This is a genomic window from Shewanella sp. SACH, assembly GCF_001887095.2.
Classification (GTDB): Bacteria; Pseudomonadota; Gammaproteobacteria; order Enterobacterales; family Shewanellaceae; genus Shewanella; species Shewanella baltica.
In genome coordinates this window covers 561,605-578,081 of sequence record NZ_MPDG02000001.1, presented here as the reverse complement: position 1 = coordinate 578,081, position 16,477 = coordinate 561,605, and the positions used below count along the sequence as shown (strand labels likewise).

General features: G+C 47.3%; 13 protein-coding genes. 2 read left to right on the top strand and 11 right to left on the bottom strand.

Translation table 11 applies throughout. The features are described 5' to 3' along the window. Positions 1 to 53 precede the first annotated feature (53 nt). From BM607_RS02335 to BM607_RS02325, 3 genes are all read right to left on the bottom strand, one after another. Positions 54 to 1,592, bottom strand: coding sequence for a hypothetical protein (locus tag BM607_RS02335; protein WP_071939020.1), 1,539 nt, complete (start codon positions 1,590 to 1,592; stop codon positions 54 to 56). A gap of 234 nt (positions 1,593 to 1,826) precedes the next feature. Continuing rightward, complete coding sequence (locus tag BM607_RS02330; RefSeq protein ID WP_006081085.1) at positions 1,827 to 2,813, bottom strand: TerC family protein; 987 nt, start codon at positions 2,811 to 2,813, stop codon at positions 1,827 to 1,829. Between the two features lie 297 nt (positions 2,814 to 3,110). Then, complete coding sequence (locus BM607_RS02325; RefSeq protein ID WP_071939021.1) at positions 3,111 to 3,683, bottom strand: hypothetical protein; 573 nt, start codon at positions 3,681 to 3,683, stop codon at positions 3,111 to 3,113. A gap of 544 nt (positions 3,684 to 4,227) precedes the next feature. On the opposite strand from BM607_RS02325, the gene BM607_RS02315 reads away from it, so the two are divergent. Next, positions 4,228 to 5,847, top strand: coding sequence for a peptide MFS transporter (locus tag BM607_RS02315; protein WP_071939023.1), 1,620 nt, complete (start codon positions 4,228 to 4,230; stop codon positions 5,845 to 5,847). A 38-nt stretch (positions 5,848 to 5,885) separates the two neighbouring features. On the opposite strand, the gene BM607_RS02310 is transcribed toward BM607_RS02315, so the two are convergent. From BM607_RS02310 to BM607_RS02280, 6 genes are all read right to left on the bottom strand, one after another. Then, on the bottom strand, positions 5,886 to 6,125 hold the full coding sequence (locus BM607_RS02310; protein ID WP_071939024.1) for a DUF3624 domain-containing protein: 240 nt from the start codon (positions 6,123 to 6,125) through the stop codon (positions 5,886 to 5,888). Positions 6,126 to 6,230: 105 nt separating this feature from the next. Continuing rightward, positions 6,231 to 7,421, bottom strand: a complete 1,191-nt coding sequence (gene oleD, locus BM607_RS02305) for a 2-alkyl-3-oxoalkanoate reductase (protein WP_071939025.1) — start codon at positions 7,419 to 7,421, stop codon at positions 6,231 to 6,233. 149 nt (positions 7,422 to 7,570) lie between these two features. Next, complete coding sequence (oleC, locus tag BM607_RS02300; protein ID WP_071939026.1) at positions 7,571 to 9,445, bottom strand: olefin beta-lactone synthetase; 1,875 nt, start codon at positions 9,443 to 9,445, stop codon at positions 7,571 to 7,573. After that, positions 9,445 to 10,353 (bottom strand): alpha/beta fold hydrolase, encoded by a 909-nt coding sequence (locus BM607_RS02295; RefSeq protein WP_071939027.1) that lies wholly within the window; start codon positions 10,351 to 10,353, stop codon positions 9,445 to 9,447. Before BM607_RS02295 ends, oleC begins: the two co-directional genes overlap by 1 nt. A 170-nt stretch (positions 10,354 to 10,523) precedes the next feature. Further along, a complete protein-coding gene (locus BM607_RS02290) occupies positions 10,524 to 11,573 on the bottom strand; it encodes a 3-oxoacyl-ACP synthase III (RefSeq protein WP_011846420.1) in 1,050 nt (349 codons plus the stop codon). Positions 11,574 to 11,826: 253 nt separating this feature from the next. Next, a complete protein-coding gene (locus tag BM607_RS02280) occupies positions 11,827 to 13,230 on the bottom strand; it encodes a methyltransferase (RefSeq protein WP_071939029.1) in 1,404 nt (467 codons plus the stop codon). Between the two features lie 164 nt (positions 13,231 to 13,394). On the opposite strand from BM607_RS02280, the gene BM607_RS02275 reads away from it, so the two are divergent. Continuing rightward, entirely contained in the window at positions 13,395 to 13,628 is a 234-nt protein-coding gene (locus tag BM607_RS02275) for a DUF1289 domain-containing protein (protein ID WP_006085323.1), read from the top strand. A gap of 56 nt (positions 13,629 to 13,684) precedes the next feature. Here BM607_RS02275 and BM607_RS02270 read toward each other — a convergent pair whose 3' ends face one another. Further along, complete coding sequence (locus BM607_RS02270) at positions 13,685 to 14,047, bottom strand: YajD family HNH nuclease (protein WP_006081075.1); 363 nt, start codon at positions 14,045 to 14,047, stop codon at positions 13,685 to 13,687. A 165-nt stretch (positions 14,048 to 14,212) separates the two neighbouring features. Further along, on the bottom strand, positions 14,213 to 16,189 hold the full coding sequence (locus BM607_RS02265) for a BCCT family transporter (RefSeq protein ID WP_006081074.1): 1,977 nt from the start codon (positions 16,187 to 16,189) through the stop codon (positions 14,213 to 14,215). Between the last annotated feature and the right edge of the window lie 288 nt (positions 16,190 to 16,477).

Genomic DNA, 16,477 nt, shown 5'->3' with positions numbered 1-16,477 from the left:
TGGCCATTCATGACGGATAGTGCGTTGGTGTTAACCTTAAACAAACTTCAACATTAGCGAGAAGGTAAAGTGCCCTCGAATACGCGCACTTTGATGTTCTTTTTCAGGTTATCTTGGTCTTCTTGCCATTCTTGCCACTGGGTGAGACTGATACTGAGCTGTAATGAAAAGTCAGTAGAAATCCACTCTTTTTGCCCTTGGGCATATTTAGGTACGGGGACTATGTTGCTTGGTCCAACAAAGGATGCTGAGCACTTAAAGGTTTTGAAATACACTTGGTCAATCGATAAATCGAGTGCGCTGGGCGATGTTAAACATTGACCACTGCCCGGCTGTTGATACGAGGCAAATTGGTACAAGATTGCCGGTGTATTATTAGTGCCATCGGGAACAGATGCGGTTTGATGGCAAGATAAACAGCTACTTAATGCGTTATCCGCAGGGCCATTTAAACGTCCGTTACACCCTAAGTGTCCCGCATTGGTGTGCTCATTCAAGCGACCAACGACCTCTTGAAATACAGCGCTATCCTTAAGCCCTGTGATTGGGTTTTGAGGGAATGCTGCCGCTCCCACTGTGGCAGGCGGCGTATCATTACCCCACATTAATCCCAGTGGAGAGATACGATCCCAAGGATTTTTCTCTTTCGCTTTAAACTGACCATCGGCGACAAAAGTGCCATAGGCCCAGCCCACGGGCGAGCGGCTGTCACGCACTGCGATGTCAAACTGTAATAAGTACACATCGGCGACAGAGCGCGGGCATTGCTCTGTTTCCTGTTGGAAACTGCAAGCACTGCCATCGGCATTTTTACATTCGCAGAAATCACTGGCGCTGATATTGGCTTGCCAAACGGGTACGTTTTCGAGGAAAGGATAATTATTGGGCGTTGCTGTGGTGAACAGTAATTTGCCGATCACACTGCCTTCATTAAATACAAAATTTTGCTGCGGCATCACAGGTGACGGCGCTCCCGTCCATACCTTGCCAATGCTATTAGCCGCCTGAGGATTATAAAACCCCACCGCCCACATAGTGGTTTTCAAATCGCCTTGGCCTTTTATCTCCATAGTGACGGGGGCTTCGCGGGTCAAGCCGTGGATAAATTCCCGTCCACTCATAGGATCATAGGTCTGATAGGGAATATGGTACCAAGAGCGAACCTTGTTATTACACAAATCCCAGTCCTTACTGATATCGCCTTTGTCGATATTCCCCTCTTGGATGTATTTCATCACAGCCCAAAGGTATTTCCACGCTTGGGTATTTTTATCTGTCTCACTCAGACTTTTATCGAAGGGATTGAATTCAAGCCAAGGTGCAGCATTATCTTGCTGCGCACTCGAATAGGCATCGCTCAAGCTAAAAATGGGTCCCTTCCAGCCTGAATAAGCTTGGTTGATGATGACTTGATTGTCCCACATACCTGTTTTATTGAACGCGGGGTCTTGGAAGTAACTTGGGTAAGCTCCAGTACAAGTGGAAGTTACATTAGATACGGTATCAGTTGCTTGTTTGTCTGCAGCTTTTGCACTGACAGTGGTCAATGAACAAACTGAGAGCATGAGTATGGCGGCAATGTTAAGTTTCATAATATCGTCCTTGAAGAGTATTAGTCCTAAAAACTCCCTTTGTGAGCCTCGGCACCAGCGGCGACTCAAAGTAAGCATAGACTAATTTTTAATATCCTCATTTTTTAACATCCTCTGTAAAGCTCAACGATTCGGATAGTAAGAATATAAAAAAGGCCATTTAGCATGGGCTAAACGGCCAAGAGATTCGTTATTGGACTCGCCACGAGTCGCGCAAACTATTTCTCTATTTCTCTATTTATCGATTTCTTGGCCACGCGTTTTCCACAGCGAGAACAAGACCCCTGCGACTAACAGGCCGAACGTCACCCCAAGAGACAGTGCGGTTGGAATAGTAAAGTCCACTATGCCCTCGTGATTGAAATACACTAAGCCCACTTTTACCCCGATAAACACTAATACCACCGACAGCGCGTATTTAAGGTACTCGAAACGATGCACCATAGCCGCCAAGGCAAAATACAAGGCACGTAGCCCCAAAATCGCGAAGATATTCGAGGTATAAACGATGAAAGGATCTTGGGTAATCGCAAAAATGGCTGGAATACTGTCGACAGCAAACACTAAATCCGCGGTTTCCACTAAGATCAACGCTAAAAATAACGGCGTCGCCCACCATCCTTTTGATAACTGATGATCTTCACCCCGTACCCAGAATTTCTCCTGATGCAGTGTCGGCGTAAAACGCATCTTAGTGCGTAACCATTTGTAAAACTTATTATCTTGGATATCACTGTGCTCGTCATTGGAGAAGAGCATTTTCACGCCAGTGAAAATCAAGAAGAGTCCAAATAACACCAGTACGCCTTGATATTGGGCAACGAGCACTGCGCCAAGGCCAATCATAATCGCGCGTAGCACTATTACACCCAAAATACCCCAGAAGAGCACTCTGTGTTGGTATAAACGCGGAATGCCTAAACTACTGAAGATTAAAGCGATAACAAAGACGTTATCCATAGACAGCGATTTTTCAATCAGATAACCCGTCAGGTATTCCATACCCGCCGTTGAGCCCTTGTACCACCAGAGCCAAGCCCCAAACAGTAAGCCCATACAGATATAAAAGGCTGAAAGCTTTAAACTTTCGGCCACGGTAATTTCATGCTGTTCCTTGTGTAGTACGCCAAGATCGAAGGCCAATAATGCCAGCACAAAACCGAAAAACATCAACCAAACCCAAAGCGGGTAACCCACAAATAGGGTGGTAAAAAACTCCATAAGTCTCCTTAACAACCAACATAACGGCTGAGCGAAATCAGCATAACTGAGTCTGAAAACCCATAGGAATCCTAGGTATCAAAACAGTGACTATTCAGATAAATCATTCTTAACATCAAAAGCTAATTGATTAAAATTGAGCTTATATCCACCGCCATTGGCATCTAATACCTATTTCATTCGACACTGCTGTGCAACCGATACGCAAGTCTCCGACGCAGAGCTAAACAAGCCCTTTACCTTGCTTTCGGGCCTAATGTAACGTCCTAACGCTAACGAACGGTTGTTTTACTATTTCTAGTCGAATCGCTGCCAAACTTCGACTTCTTTTAACACACCATTTTCAACTCTTTGAGTATGTAACTCTTGACCCTTAATGGCATAACTAAACACAAACTCCGCACCTTTAGCTGCACCGAAAGAGTTCAGCTCTGGCCGCTCTGTATACTCAGTCGCCGTTGCCTGATAAGTCCCAGATCCCGCCGCCCAGAACTGGCTGACACAGTCAACATTCTTGATGGCGGTAAAACTAAAGTGCCGCGCTGATATCACTTTAATTGCACTCAAATTGAGGTTCTGATAATCCACCCATTCGTGCTTTTCATTTAAATAGCGACCTGAGACTAGTTGCCAACTTCCCACTAACGCAAGAACTTGCGCTGCTGATCCAGTGGCCGTATCGACACTCGCTTCAGCGCTCACTGTTTCAGCATTCATCACTACTGAACTGGCAATATCAGCATAAACATTTTGTATCCCAATAAAGCCACTCGCACTGGTGAGTACGGCTAACAAGGTAAAAGCCTTCACATTCTGGCGAACCACACTCATTAAACTAACAGCACTAATGGCACTAATAGAACATCCCATGAAAATATCCCTTAATAAAAGTACAAAGCCGCTAGCGCTAAGTTCTCATGTTGTGGAGGTATCTTCAACAGCACAGAGTCGAGATCAAGCACGTGCTTAAAATAAGGGATAAACAAGAGCTAAACAAAATTTTTAACAACACTTTAAGCGGCTCGCTAAACGACGCCTTAAACATCAAATCGGCACAGAATCAAAGCCCTAAAGCCATCTTTAAAAACTGTCGCTATCAAATTCTGGCCACTATGTAGCACTCATTGATTAACTGAAAATGAATTAATTGAGCCACTTAATCTGACTCAAAAGCAGGTTAACCACAGTTTCAAAGAACAGCAAAATGGTGAAATAAGCAAAATATTCATCAGTTTCAAGCCCCTTGGCTGTTCCATAGCATCCGAGTGTGATTAACTGCAGCTACTGCGGCGTCTTTTAGCAATCAGCAAGGCTGCAATAACCACTAATAATGAAAAATAATTAATAAAATTCATTACGATAAAATGAATCAATCGATGCTCGGTGCATGAAGCGCCAGCAATGGGAGTCTTAAGTGTCAACAGAACAACATCCTCCGCACGCTATGCAAGGCCCACAGGGTTCGCCCCCGCCCGAAATGCTCTTTGGGCATCCTAAGGGCTTGTTTGTCTGCTTTTTTACCGAAATGTGGGAACGCTTTTCCTTCTACGGCATGAAGGCGTTACTGTTTCTTTATCTGATTAAATATCATCTGTTTACCGACGAATTTGGCTATAACGTCATTGGTGCTTACGGTGCCTTAGTGTACGCCATGCCCGTGGTCGGTGGTTTATTGGCCGACCGCTATATCGGCATGCGTAAAGCGGTCATCTTCGGTGGTATTTTGTTGGTCCTCGGCCACTTAGGCATGGCCTTTGAAGGCCATCAAGCGGTTATCGTCGCCGGTGAAGTTCAGCGCGATGAACAAGCACTGCAGGTGTTCTATCTATCCCTCGCCTTGATCATTGTCGGTGTGGGCTTTTTAAAACCCAATATTTCCACCATCGTCGGTCAGCTGTATCCCGAGTCATCTCCAAAGCGGGATTCAGGCTTTACCATTTTCTACGCTGGCATCAATTTAGGCGCCACCTTGGCCCCGCTGATTTGTGCTTATTTAGGTGAAACCTATGGCTGGAAGTACGGCTTTGGTTTGGCAGGTTTAGGCATGTTAGCGGGTTTATTGGTATTTATTCGGGGTAAGAAACATTTGCAGGGCTTCGCCGAACCCAGAGATCCCGCAAGAATTTTAAAGAAAACCGCTGGCATCACCACAGAGCAATGGATTTATTTAAGCGCCATCGGCAGCGTAGTGCTGGTCTGGGGCTTAATTCAAACCCACTCCCTTGTGCTTTCTATTAGCAGTTTATTACCCGCTGTGAGTCCAGTGATCTGGTTTTTGCACTCAGTATCTCTGGTACTTGCCCTTGGGATTGGCTGGTTTATGGTGAAACACTGCAACCCGATTGAACGTCAACAGATGTCGGCCTTACTGCTGTTTATCGTCGCCGGTTTGGTCTTCTTCGGCTTATATGAGCAAACCTACGGTTCTTGGGTGGCATTTTCTGACCGTGTGATGGACCGTAACATGCTCGGCCTCGAATGGAGTGCGGGACAGTTAACCTTCCTCGGCGCCTTCTTTGTGATCAGTTTATCGCCCATCTTTGCTTGGCTCTGGCCTGCCCTCGCCCGTAAACATTGCGATCCGAGTAAACCGGTTAAAACCGCACTCGGTATTTTGTTCGCAGGTTTATCCTTTATGGTGCTAGTGCTCGGGATCCAAATGCCGCTAAGCAGTGGCTTAGTGAGTATTTGGTTTTTAGTCGCGGCTTATTTTGTATTAGAAATTGGGGAGTTATTGCTGTCGCCCATTGGCTTATCTGCCGTAACTCAGCTGTCGGTAAAACGCGTGGTCAGCCTGATGATGGGCGCTTGGTTCCTCGGCACTTCATACTCTGAAATCTTAGCCGCCGAATTAAACAAGCTCGCCGCGATTGATACCCAAGGCGGCGTAATAAGTGACGTACCGAGTGCGATGGCGCTATATGAGCAACTGTTTATCTTCTCGGCGCAAATAGGCGTGGTAATGGCGTTAGTCTTCTTTGCCCTTGCGCCATTAATGAAGAAAATGATGCACGAAAAAACAGCGACAAATTAAGTCTAAGCCCAAGAGTTTAAAAGGAAAGGAAACTTGGCTTACTCTCGCCTTCTGAGGCGACGGTAAGCCAAGACAATAAGATGTAAAGCCAATAACCCCGTAAAAGCGGTGCAGAAAAACAGTAAGGCAATCGAGTTCACTTCCCGCGGCGCATCATAATAGAGCCACCACCACAACGGCCAACCTATTGCCGACAAAGCGGTAAGCTGCCACATACAGCGTTTGCAGCGACCAATTTTTTGCCTGAAAATCGACGTTTTACAATCACCGCAACTCATAAGTCCCCAGCTAAACTATGCCCACAATAAGAGTGCCAATAAGAGTGCAAATAAGAGCAGGCATATTGAATTTCAAGCACACTCCGAAACTCACGCCTAATAACACTATAGTGACGCTTTAAGTCTTGCCATCCCTTCATTGATAGAGATAAGTGCACGATAGCCTAAATCTCGCTTGGCAGCGCTGATATCAAAATAATGGCTGCAAGATAACTGCCTTGCCACGAAGCGCGTCATCATGGGCTCTTCTTGCTTCTTTAGTAGAAAATACACAGTTTCCAACACGGCGCCTGCCACATAGGCCACAGATTGCGGCACGCGCTTAGTGACTGGCGGCAACGCATCGCAGGCCAAAATAAGATTGAGCATTTTGGCCATAGTGATGGGTTCATCGTTACTCAAAAAATAAGCTTTTCCCTGACACTTAGGCTTTGCTTGGCACAGTTCAAGCGCGGCCAGCACATGGGCATAGGCGGCGTTGTCTATGTAGATGGTATCGACAAGCTTATCTTCACGGCCAACCAGTTTAAGCTTATCTAAACGGCCACGCGCTAACACCCTAGGAACAAGATGGGGGTCACCAGGACCCCAGATCAAATGCGGCCTGAGCGCGACAGTTTTTAACGCGTAGGGTGCAGTGGCTTTAGTCGTGACCGGAATAGAGACTTGAGTGCTAGCTGAATTAATGTCTGAAATAGTGGCTGTCGTGGCTTGAGTTACAGCGGCACTTTCAACCGATACGTCACCCACTTGATTGGCATCAAGCATCATCTTTTCGGCAATAGCTTTGGAATGGGCGTAATAATTAAGGAAGGATGTGGCATAGGGAGTGGATTCATCTATACCGGATTCATCCTGCCCCGCAAAGGTTACACTCGGGGTACTGGTGTAGACTAACTTATTTATTTTTAATGCCTTACAAGCAGCAATCACATTTGCGGCGCCCTTCACATTCGGGCAAAAATAGCTGTCTCTGTCGCCCCAAACACCGGCTTTAGACGCCACATGGAACACGATATCGCAGCCTTGCATTGCCTGTTGCAACTGGTCTTTATTGACTAAATCCCCTTGCAACATGACTACGCCCAGCGCTTCAAGTTCGGGATAATGACCACGGGCAAAACCTGTGACCTTAATGCCCGCGGCTAACAATCTCAAACAAATCGCTTTACCTAAAAATCCCCCAGCTCCCGTGACAAAGGCGTGTTGCACTTTAAGGGCGAGCTGCGCGAGTGCAGTTTGTTCAGCCGCATCAAATTGCGCAAGCGTCGTGCTCTTGATTGGGTTTATCGTCATTTAGGTATCCATTTCAGCACATTTACATGAACTTAAAGTCGGTGTAAGAAGTTTAAAATAAGCACAAGGGCTTAAAAATAAGCGAGTTTGTTCAAATGAACACAGAATATAACGTAAAAAATGCAGGAAAAAAGCCGCGGAGTTTTAAATCAACCTTTCGTTTGCGATTGTGCCCAAACAGCTAATTTTTCTCTAAAAATCTTGGCATTATGCCGCACATCCACAGGGAAATCAGGATGGATAAGAAAACGTCTTATGCCCTGCGTCTGGGCAAATTGCTCAGCGATGGTAATCAAATCTTGATACAGCTGTTGGCTCTTATTGCACACCAATGATTGGTCGAGTTCGATACAGATCAAGGGCTCAATCTCGTTCGCCACTTTCACTCCAACTAAGGCAGAGCGCTTTACATTGGGATGGGTATTAAAAATACGCTCGCAAGGAATAGAATAATAACGCTTTACCAACTGGCCTTTACGGGTGGCATCGACTCTGTGGGCCTTGCGACCGCACATCCACAGTCGGCCTTGATCATCGAGATACCCGAGATCGCCCATTCGATGTCTAAAACTATTGGTGGCGGAGTCCCACATCTTGGCCGCCGCAGTCGCGCTATTACCTTGGTTTTCGTTTTGGCTATCGTGCTGACTATTATTTAGATAATAGGACTGACTCACCATAGGCCCTTGCACCACGATTTCGCCGATTTCACCGTTATTCAGCACTAAGGCCTCATCCCACTCGGGGATAACGGCTTCGCTGATGCCGATGATGCGAATCGTCACGCCATCGATAGCGCCGCCGACACAAATGCCGCCGCCGTTATCTGTGATATCTGTGGTGGCAAATAACGCATCGCTGGCAATCATGCTGATCGGTAAAGATTCGGTCGCACCGTAGGAATTTAAAATCGGCACGCCTTGGCTCAGCATCTTGCTAAATCGGGCGATGGAAGCAATGGTGGCTGGCGCGCCCGCGGAAATGACCCGCTGCACACTGGGCAGTTTATGCTGTTTTTGTTCACCTGCACGGCCTAAACGTTCAAGCAAGGCGGGATTAACAAAGATGTTGCTGCATTGATATTTTTCAATCGCGGCAAACAGGAATTCGGGATTGGCGGTAATGGGCTTGCTGGCATCCATTTCTGGAACGATAGAGGCCATACCCAGCGCGGGGCCAAAGAGTGAAAACAGCGGAAACGTCGCTAAATCGCGCTCGCCATGGTAAATGCCATAATCATTTTTTAACGCTTTAATTTGCGCCTCAAACATCCCATGGCTATACACTACGCCCTTAGGCGTGCCGGTACTGCCACTGGTGAATAAAATCGCCGCCATCTCATCAGATTTGAGCATCACCATGGGATATTCAGCATGTTGCGCTGAGGCGTGTTGCGAAGATGAGTGTCGTGAAGAGCTGTTTTGCAGCAGAGTCGATAAACTGATGGCGCCAGTAGCGATGCGGATTAATCTTGCAGCTAAGCCAGTTTTACCGCCATCAACATTGAGCAATGACGTAATGCTGCCCTTACCCCAACCAAATAAACGTCTGGCGATATGGGCTTTAGGAATACCGATAAAAGCATCGGGCGCGGCTTCGGCAAAACATTGCTTAAGATTGTTAATCCCCATGCCGGGGTCAACGAGGATAGGAATAATCCCCGCTTTAAACAGCGCAAAAGTAAGTGCAAAAAAATCCAGACTCGGCGTGACCATAAGCACAGCCTTCATGCCGCGCTCAATGCCATGGGCGTTCAGCGCAAAGGCTATCGCATCGCTTTGTCTGTCTAGATTAAGAAAGTCCAACTCGCTGTAAAGCAAATTCGCCACAGAAGCGCCCTGAGCGCTTTGTACTGCTACCGCAAGATGGTGGGGAATGGCATGGGCGGCTTGCTTGAGATGACGACAAATATTGGCGTCACTGGCCATTGCTGACGCAGAAGTGCCAGTTAAAAGTGACGTATCCAACGGCGTCACTACAGCAGCCAACAAAGGAGTCACTTCAGTCTCAAGCAAGGTCGACATTAACCTACGGCCTGTTCGGACGGCGCCGCTGCTTGGTCGTCGGCCATAAAGCCCTTGATATGAGCAATCACTTCATCGCTGGCATCTTCCAGAATGTAGTGACCACAATCGGCAAATTCATGCACGGTCGCATGGGGCATGTGCTGACGCCATTTTGCTAAAAAGTGCTTATCGAATACAAAGTCCTTCAGGCCCCAGCAAATCAAAGTCGGCACTTTGGCAAACTGCGGTAAACTCGCAGCGATATCAGAGACTAACTGATAGTTTCTATCGCCTTCACGCAGTGGAATATCCTGCACAAAACGCAGCGTCGAAATGCGATTGGCCCAAGAGTTAAACGGCGCGACATACGCCTCACGAATGCATTTGGACATAGGCTGACGCTTCACGCCCACATATGAAGCGATAGACGAAAAGGCATTAAAACCACGCACCAGCACTGTGCCTAGCAGGGTATTACGACAGATCCACAGCGGCCAAGGAAACGGCTTAGTCTCGGGCAGATGGAAAGCACCCGTGTTCAAAATCACTAGGCGTTTGATACGCTCAGGATAACGCGCCGCATAACCCATACCTATCATGCCGCCCCAGTCGTGTACGACTAAGGTAATGTTTTCTTTAATATTCAGGCTATCGAGCAGGGCTTCGAGATCGTCGATGCGGTTCTTAAGGGTATAGTCATAGCCGCTATCGTCTGGCTTATCCGACAGACCACAGCCGATATGATCTGGCACTATGCATTGATGCGTGTCTTTTAATGCGCTCACGAGATTGCGGTAGTAAAACGACCAGCTAGGATTACCGTGAACCATAACCACAGGTTCGCCTTGGCCCTCGTTGATATAATGCAGCTTGTTGCCATTACGGCTAAGAAAATGACGTTTAAAAGGCAACAGAGTGTCTAACATGACGCTTCCTATCTTTTGTTCTATTTATGAGAGCGAATAATGGTTTATTTTTAGCAGGCTTAGCTTATCGACTGAACGACAGACTGAGCTATCAACTGAATCATGAACTGACTTCATTTACTCGAATGTATGCCAGCCATCAAGCGAAAACGTAAAAGGTGCACCGCACCCTACCACTTAATGCCTAACATCATGCAATTCAATCCACTGCCTATGCCTAAAAAGCTCACTTGATCGCCCGCTTGTAAAAAGCCTTGATCGTGCGCCATGGCGGCGGTCACAGGTAACGACACTGTGCCCATATTGCCCAGCAGCTGATACGTAGGAAATTCTTTCTCGGGGGGAATATTTAACGCGCTAAGCACTTGCTTACGGTTTGAGGCGCCCACTTGATGGCAAATCACTTTGTCCACTTGCTCAACCAGCCAATTACGCTGCTCAAGGAAATGTTCCCAAGTATGCTTAGCCAGCTCAACGCCTTCTTTGAGAAGCGTCACCGCATCGGTACGCATAAACTCGCGGTACAGATTGTGCCCCACTTCCTGCAGGCCCCATTGACACAACTGGTGATGCTCAGGCGCCGATAAGTGCGATGCGCCCAGCAATTGATGCTGACGCACATTTGTCAGCGGCAAACTGCCGTCGGTAAGAATAACTGCCACTGCGCCAGAGCCACCGGTTAAGGTCGCCAGCGACTGGGCAAAATTCTGCATAGTGGGATCGGCCAGCATGTTATCAATAGTAACATCGACAATATCCCGCGCCGATTCACAGGACACCACCATCCCCGCCTTGATTTGACCCAGCTCAATACGGTTAGCGATATCTAAAATGCCCGATAACACCCCAAGACAAGCGTTGCTAATATCGTAAATAGCAGTGTCTTTTGACACGCCCAATTCGGCAGCAACACGACACGCGGTCGCGGGTTCATGTTGATCGCGGCACACGCCGGTATAGACAACAGCACCTAAATCGGCGACATCAATCCCAGTTTCAACCATGGCTTTACGGGCAGCTTTAATCGCACCGTCGGACAATTGATGTCCTTTTGGCCACCAGCGGCGTTCAGTAATCCCAGTCAATGCGGCAAGCTGTCCCATAGGAATACGGAACTTTTGATACAAAGGAGCAAGACGAGACTCTAGCTCACTACTGGAAACCACAACAGGCGCCAGTTCATAGGCCAGGCTATTAATAAATACGCGGGAATATTTCATGAAACTGTTTTATTCGCTCACTAGAATGACTGACCAACAGGTCAGCTTTCAGTTGTTATTCGTCATTAATGCGACATTTGAACAAGAAAAGCTCGATGATTCAATAAAAAACCATCTTCAGTGTAAGACTTGTCTCACAGCGCAGGTTCCAAACACGACGGCCCTGAATTCACTATCACTAAACTTAAATGCGCTAATATAGAAATACTTCATAAAAAACATCACAGTACAGCATATTTTCAGACACTCAAAATTATACTGACATTTTTTGCGCTAAAATCAGCGAATTTCTTGGTGTGACGCTGTTTGCACAAAATTCACCCACGCAAACACCATATCCTTGTTCCTGCAAAAAACAAGCGCGATCTAAGATTAACCATTGCTCGAGTACAATGCGAAATAAATGCGCCACTAAATCGATGCGGCGAGTTAATTTTTGTCTTTGTCGCCCTATATCAACCCAAGCCTCAAAATCCCTATTTTTGGCTAAATTAACGGCCTTAGTCTCGGCCGCCCACAGGCAAAAATCAGTAAAACTGCCGCTCAACTGACTCTGCTTTAACGAGGGCAAAGGTAAATATTCGTCGATTTGTCGACATTCACGTTGCAGTGCATCAAAACCTAAGCGCCACGCGATTTCTTGATGGCGCAGCGCCTGTTGTTTGGGATTGGCGATCACACTCTGCTGCAGCGGTAACTGTAAATCATGGCGACTGAGTTTTAGGCTGCTCTGCTGAGCAAGAGTGGATAACGGCTGATAATGGCTCGCGTGAATTAAATGATAACAACAGGGGGAAATCGCCAGCGCCTGCGTGCCCGCCTCGGCCGCCAGCGTTAACAGCCGAACATGTAAATCACCGCAGGCATGCAACGCAACCGCTTGCTGCCGTGCGGTTAAGGGATTAGTTGTTAACGGATTGGTATTTGAGGCGCGTTGAGCTGGTGGTTCAACCGTGGTTATGGATGTGTTTGTCGCAGCATGCTCTGCACCAATAGCAAAGGCATCGGCACAAATAAAGGTTTGTGACAACTGCCACTTATCGGCAAAGGCCTGTCCTGCTTCACATAATGGCGCTTGCCATTCTAAGCTCACCACATCGGCGCCGCGGGCTTTGGCAATCAAGCGGCCCAAATGCCCTTTACCTGCACACCATTCCAGCACAGGTAAATTAAGCTGCGGTAAATGCTGCACAAAGGCGGTAATTTGCTGCCATTTACGACCTTTGATGTGTGCACTGAAATGCGCCTCATCGTCAAAGGACAAGCCATCTTGTTGAGCAACAGTGTTACCCGCAAGCGACTGTTCAGCCACGCCAGCCTTATCAGTAACCGTCTTATCGTTAAAAACCGTACGTTCGGAAATGGATGCGGTAAGCAATGACAAGTCCCAATCTTGGCCTAACGCCTTAAGATCGAGGCTTAATGCCGGTGACAGTGCCTTGACCAATAACGATTGCTCGGCATCGAGTCCATCGAGCTCATCGTCAGCCAGCGCCCACACAGCTTCGGCCAACTGCGGAAAATCCTGTGCCCAAGGTAAAGCGTTCACTTCAAATGCACGCACTTGCCACAGGGCTGCACTCTGTTCAAGCAACTGATTAAGTTCGCTAAATTGCTGTGAGTAAGTGAGTTGTTGCTGCAGGTTATCTTGGTTCACGTCATGCCCAGTGTAAAAAATACTTGTCTCACCTTAGGCCAAGGGAATGCGCCCTAAAGATGACTTTATGCGAAAAAATGTTAGTATCGCGGCCTTTAAACACTCAACCATGTCGTTAACTGAGAAGACTCAGTTAACTAGCCATAAGGCTCCAAAGGACACCTATGCTTTCACCTTGCGTCGCACGCTGCGGTTTAAATGACGAAGACTATTGCATGGGCTGCTTTCGACATATCGACGAAATCGTCAGTTGGCGCACGAGCAGCGAAGCGCAACAGGCGGCCATTTGCCAGCAACTCCCCGCCCGCAAAGCTTTATTTGAAGGCAGTGAAAACCAGCATATTTTAAGCCGTGATAAATGGTTAGCTGCCGAGGCGCGTTTAACCGACAAGGACTAAACCCGTCCGCTAACGCCACCTTCTCCGCAATATCATCCTGCTAAAAAACTACAAGACTATTTTTTCAGCATTGATTTCAAGTCAGCAAAGGGATTGTAGGTCGCCGCCGCTTGTTTCGTTTCTGTGGTGCTGCCGTAACGGATGAGTTCTTCGAAACGAGAATGTTCGTTATCGTGGCAGTACAGGCACAATAACTCCCAGTTTGAACCGTCTGACGGGTTGTTATCGTGGTTATGATCGCGATGATGCACTGTCAGTTCACTTAAGTTTTTTGGAGTAAACTCGCGGGTACAGCGGCCACATACCCAAGGATAAAGTTTTAACGCCTGCTCACGGTAACCGCCCTCACGCTTAGCTTTGTACTCCCGCGCATCGGCTAATACTTTGTCTAACTTACTCTGGCCTGGCACTGACGACATAGTGTAATCCCTAAAACAAACCCTAAAAAAATTGCCCCAAGGATAATCCGAGTTATCACTTGGGGCAATATCTCCCGCACTTTGCGGGTTAATGGTGCGCGATTTGTAGACGCAAATAGCTAAACCGACTTACGTTACTGGCTTACCTTGCTTAACTTACATTACTTAGCTTATGTGGGCATGATCGGCATTCGACAGATGCAAATAGTGTAAGTATTTTTCATACTGAGTCACCACATCCGCGAGGATTTGCTCTTCGGTATACCCCATCACATCGTAATGCTGACCACCTTGTTCTAAATACACTTCGGCGCGGTAATACAAGGTATTGCCCTGCTCGATTTCAGTCCCTATCGGGTTAGTGATGTCAAAACAACGGGTGCGTACTCCGTAAACAAAGGGCAAGTTCACCTCGTTGCTGATCACCAAACGTACGCGGCCATCTAAGTATTCGAGATCGGCCACTATGCCTTTGGCCATAAAGTGTTGACACACCTTAGACAAAGCAGGCGTAGCAACATTATTCAAGAACACTTGCGCTTCTTCATGGGTAGGATGCGACACGAGAACGCCAATGCGCTCTTCCCAGCTCATGTTGGTTTTGGCGTACTGCACACTGGTATTGTGCAATTGCACGCTGTTGATCTTAAGCCAGTCATTCTTCAGGGCTTTAAATAATCCCAGACACATGAATAACATCACCACGAGGAACGGCATGGCACTAGCGATAGCCGCCGTTTGCAGCGCCTGTAAACCACCGGCTAACAACAATACCGAGGCCACAACCCCTTGCAACAGTGCCCAGAAAATCCTCTGCCATACAGGCGCATTGTTATCGCCGCCCGAGGTCAGATTATCAATCACTAAGGACCCCGAATCCGACGAGGTCACAAAGAAGGTCACGACTAAACAAATCGCAATCCCTGAGAGTAAGGTCGGGAACGGCATGTGCTCGAAAAACACAAACAAGGCCACTGACACATCGGTATTCACCGCCTCGGCAAGGTAGGTTGCGCCTTGATTCATAATCGAATCAATCGCCGAATTACCAAACACTGTCATCCACAGGAAGGTCAGCGCCGATGGTACAAATAACACACCAATCAAAAACTCACGGATGGTACGACCGCGGCTCACGCGCGCAATAAAGGTACCGACAAAAGGTGACCAAGAAATCCACCAGCCCCAATAGAGTAAGGTCCAGCCGCCGAGCCAATCTTCCTTATGTTGATAGGCGTACAAGTTAAAGGTTTTGCCAACTAAATCACTTAAGTAACTGCCAGTGTTTTGCACAAAGGCCTGTAACAGCATGACAGTAGGACCCAAGATCAAGACGATAAGCAATAAGATAATCGCGAGGCCAAGATTGAGTTCGCTTAAACGCTTGACGCCTTTGTCGAGGCCAGAAAACACCGACAGCGTCGCGAGCAAGGTAATGCCGATGATCAAGCACACTTGCACTACAGCGTTATTAGGTAAACCTTCAAATAAATAACTTAGACCCGAGTTAACTTGCAACACCCCAAAGCCCAGTGATGTCGCCACCCCAAACATAGTGCCGAGCACGGCAAAGGTATCGACAATATGGCCAATAGGACCATAAATGCGTTCACCAATTAAGGGATAAAGGGCACTTCGTGGCAGTAGCGGTAACTTATGACGATAGGAGAAGTAGGCCAGACTCAATGCCACTACGGCATAAATCGCCCAAGCATGCAGTCCCCAATGGAAGAAAGTAATCTTCATCGCCTCTTTTGCGGCGGCGAGACTCTCAGGTGTAGCATCTGGCGGCGCCAGATAGTGCATTACAGGTTCGGCGACCCCAAAAAACATCAGGCCAATACCCATACCTGCCGAAAACAACATGGCAATCCAGCTTTTATAGCTGTAATCCGGCACAGAATGATCTGGCCCGAGTTTGATATCGCCGAAGCGACTGACCATGACGAAGATGATAAAAATCAGGAAAAACGCCACGCTCAGAATGTAAAGCCAACCGGCTTTCACTTCTATCCATGACTGTATTGATCTAAAAACGGTGTTAGCCTCTGTGGGCCATACTGCACAAATCATCACCATCAAGATGATGAAAAAGACCGACGAATAAAATACCGGCGGATTAATACTCGACTTGATCGACATTGACTCTCCCTATTTCTAGCGGGTTCACTCTCCAAATATCTCAGCGCACCAACGGAGAGATAGAACAAAACTTATACTCAAAATATGTTTAATGCTGCGGGGCTCATCTATGACCAGTATGGGCTCAATCCCACAGATCAATGCAACGACTCGCTATGGCTAAACGTGACAGGATCTGAAAAACGGGATTAACAACACACGACTTTGACAGCCGATGATTGATGGATAAATAGCGTTAACACCACTAAGGCAGTCAAAGCATGCCTTTAGCATAAAACAAATTTATAA

Coding starts and splice junctions, on each gene's coding strand:
- BM607_RS02295 (WP_071939027.1), bottom strand. CDS start 10,353: ATGTTAGACACTCTGTTGCCTTTTAAACGTCATTTTCTTAGCCGTAAT.
- oleD (WP_071939025.1), bottom strand. CDS start 7,421: ATGACGATAAACCCAATCAAGAGCACGACGCTTGCGCAATTTGATGCG.
- BM607_RS02275 (WP_006085323.1), top strand. CDS start 13,395: ATGCTTTCACCTTGCGTCGCACGCTGCGGTTTAAATGACGAAGACTAT.
- BM607_RS02310 (WP_071939024.1), bottom strand. CDS start 6,125: ATGAGTTGCGGTGATTGTAAAACGTCGATTTTCAGGCAAAAAATTGGT.
- oleC (WP_071939026.1), bottom strand. CDS start 9,445: ATGTCGACCTTGCTTGAGACTGAAGTGACTCCTTTGTTGGCTGCTGTA.
- BM607_RS02325 (WP_071939021.1), bottom strand. CDS start 3,683: ATGGGATGTTCTATTAGTGCCATTAGTGCTGTTAGTTTAATGAGTGTG.
- BM607_RS02265 (WP_006081074.1), bottom strand. CDS start 16,189: ATGTCGATCAAGTCGAGTATTAATCCGCCGGTATTTTATTCGTCGGTC.
- BM607_RS02335 (WP_071939020.1), bottom strand. CDS start 1,592: ATGAAACTTAACATTGCCGCCATACTCATGCTCTCAGTTTGTTCATTG.
- BM607_RS02270 (WP_006081075.1), bottom strand. CDS start 14,047: ATGTCGTCAGTGCCAGGCCAGAGTAAGTTAGACAAAGTATTAGCCGAT.
- BM607_RS02330 (WP_006081085.1), bottom strand. CDS start 2,813: ATGGAGTTTTTTACCACCCTATTTGTGGGTTACCCGCTTTGGGTTTGG.
- BM607_RS02290 (WP_011846420.1), bottom strand. CDS start 11,573: ATGAAATATTCCCGCGTATTTATTAATAGCCTGGCCTATGAACTGGCG.